Genomic DNA, 2,474 nt, shown 5'->3' on the forward strand with positions numbered 1-2,474 from the left:
GGCGGTGATCGACTATGTCGAGCTTGGCCGGGTCCCGCACGCCGGGCTGAGACGCAGGAGCGAGGAACGCGATATTGTCGTCGATGCGCTGCGCCGGGCCGGCCTGCTGCCGCTGCTTGGCCGCACCATCGGCTCGCTGTCGGGCGGCGAGCGCCAGCGTGCCCAACTGGCCCGCGCCATCGCCCAGCAGCCAAAGATCCTGTTCCTTGATGAGCCGACCAACCATCTCGATCCGCGCGCCCGCGGCGAACTGCTCGAACTCGTGGCCGGCCTTAGCATGACCGTGATCGCGGTGCTGCACGATCTGGCGCTGGTCGCGCCGTTCGCCACCAAGGTGGTGGTGATGAACCACGCGCGTCTGCAAGCGCTCGCCGCGCCGCGCGAAGCGCTGACCCAAAAACTGATCCGCGAGATTTTCGGCATCGATGTTCTGCGTCTGCGCCATCCGACCGAAGACCGCGAACTGACGGTGTTCGAAGTGCCAAACCGTGCCGCGCCGCCGTCCTGATTGAAGCCATTCGGTATTCGACCCATCCCATCCACAAAGGAGCAACACCCCGTGAAACGCCTTGCCTTTTCGCTTGCCTTCTCGCTTCTGGCCTCGACAGCCCTGGCCTTCCCCGTGACCGTCGACAGCTGCGGCAAACCGCTGACCTTCGATGCCGCACCGAAGCGCGCCGTGATCCATGATCTCAACATGGCCGAGATGGCTTTCGCGCTGAAACTGCAGCCGTCGATCGTCGGCCTGACCGGCATCACCGGATGGTACAAGGTCGGTCCCGAGTTCAAGGCCGAGCAGGGCTCGATCCCGGAACTGGCGCCGAAATACCCGACACTCGAAAACCTCGTCGCCGTCGAGCCCGATTTCTTCTTCGCCGGCTGGTACTACGGCATGAAGCCGGGCGGCGAAGTGACACCCGATACGCTTGCCCCGCACGGCATCAAGACGCTGGTGCTGACGGAAAGCTGCGTTCATCTCGACAAGAACCGCCCGGCCGCCTCGATGGACCTGCTCTATGGCGACGTCGAAAAGCTGGGCAAGATCTTTGGCAAGGAGGCCGAGGCTGAAAAGCTCGTTTCGGGCTGGAAGACGCAGCTCGCCGATATCACCGCCAAGGTCGGCGACCGCAAAGGGACCCGGGTGTTCCTCTATGATTCCGGCGAGGACAAGCCGTTTACCGCAGGCAAGTTCGCCATCCCCAGCGCAATGATATCAGCCGCCGGCGGCGACAACATCATGGCCGACATGGACACCAGCTGGGGCAACACGGACTGGGAAACGGTGGCGTCGCGCAATCCGCAATTCCTCATCCTGCTCGATTACCAGGACGGTGGCGGCTACAGGAAGCTGCTCGATTTCCTGAAGGCGCATCCGGCCATGAAAGAGACGGACGCGGTCAAGAACGAGCGCTTCGTCGCCCTGCGCTATGCCGAACTGACGCCGGGACCCGCCAACATCGAAGCGATCGACAAGATCGCCAAGGCGATGCATCCGGAAGCCTTTTGAGCTTGCGGCACAGGGCATTTGCACTGGCCATGATGGTGGGAGCGGCGGCGATCGCCGCTCTCGCTCTGCTGTCGATCGCCTATGGCTCGACGCTGATCCCATTGACCGACGTCGTTGCCGCGCTTGGCCGTGCAATCGGCTTCAGTGGGCACGACGTCTCCGGGCCGGTCGGCAAGATCATTGTCGATCTGCGGCTGCCGCGCACCATCCTGGCTATCTGCGTCGGCGCCGGGTTGGGCGTCGTCGGTGCGCTTCTGCAGACGGTGACCCGCAACGATCTTGCCGATCCGTTCCTGTTCGGCCTATCGTCGGGAGCCGCCGCCGGCGCTGTTTCCGTCATCACCGTCTTCGGCGACAGTTTTGGTATCTGGACGTTGCCGGTCGCGGCCTTCACCGGCGGCATATTGGCTGCCGGTGTCGTCCTGCTTCTGGTCGCGCGGGTGAGGGGGCAAGGCCCGGAGCGGCTTATCCTTGCCGGCCTCGCCGTCTCGTTCCTATTCACCGCCTTGACCAACTACCTGGTCTTTGCCGGCGACCAGCGCGCCGCCCACTCCGTGCTGTTCTGGACGATGGGCGGCCTTGGCCTGGCGCGCTGGGACAATATCTGGCTCGGCGCACTGGGTGCGGGCACCATTCTGGCTTACGCGCTATGGAACCACCGCCGGCTCGACGCTTTCCTGGCCGGCGAAAATGCCGCCGAAAGCCTTGGCGTGCCGGTGGCGCGGATGCGCCGGACGACCTTTCTTGTCGCCGCTTTCTCGACGGCTGTCCTTGTCTCTGTCGCGGGCGTCATCGGCTTCGTCGGGCTGATGATCCCGCATCTGTCGCGGCCGCTGGCGGGTCCCTTGCATCTGCGCCTGGTTGCCAGTTGCGCCGTCTTCGGCGCGGTGCTGCTGCTGGCCAGCGATCTTCTGGCCCGAACGCTGCTGCCGCCGCAGGAACTGCCGATCGGCATCATCACCAGCTC

3 protein-coding genes are annotated in these 2,474 nt (G+C 64.6%); all 3 read left to right on the forward strand.

Annotated elements, in window-relative coordinates; genetic code table 11:
* Positions 1-508 (forward strand): ABC transporter ATP-binding protein (locus EN935_RS31020; RefSeq protein ID WP_164771492.1); only part of this gene is annotated, 508 nt, incomplete at its 5' end.
* Positions 509-559: 51 nt separating this feature from the next.
* Positions 560-1,507, forward strand: a complete 948-nt coding sequence (locus EN935_RS31025) for an ABC transporter substrate-binding protein (RefSeq protein WP_127263283.1) — start codon at positions 560-562, stop codon at positions 1,505-1,507.
* A gap of 29 nt (positions 1,508-1,536) precedes the next feature.
* The coding region (locus EN935_RS31030) for an iron ABC transporter permease (RefSeq protein WP_245489094.1) at positions 1,537-2,474 on the forward strand (938 nt) is incomplete at its 3' end.

It is taken from the genome of Mesorhizobium sp. M7D.F.Ca.US.004.03.1.1, from assembly GCF_003998635.1.
Taxonomy (GTDB): Bacteria; Pseudomonadota; Alphaproteobacteria; order Rhizobiales; family Rhizobiaceae; genus Mesorhizobium; species Mesorhizobium loti.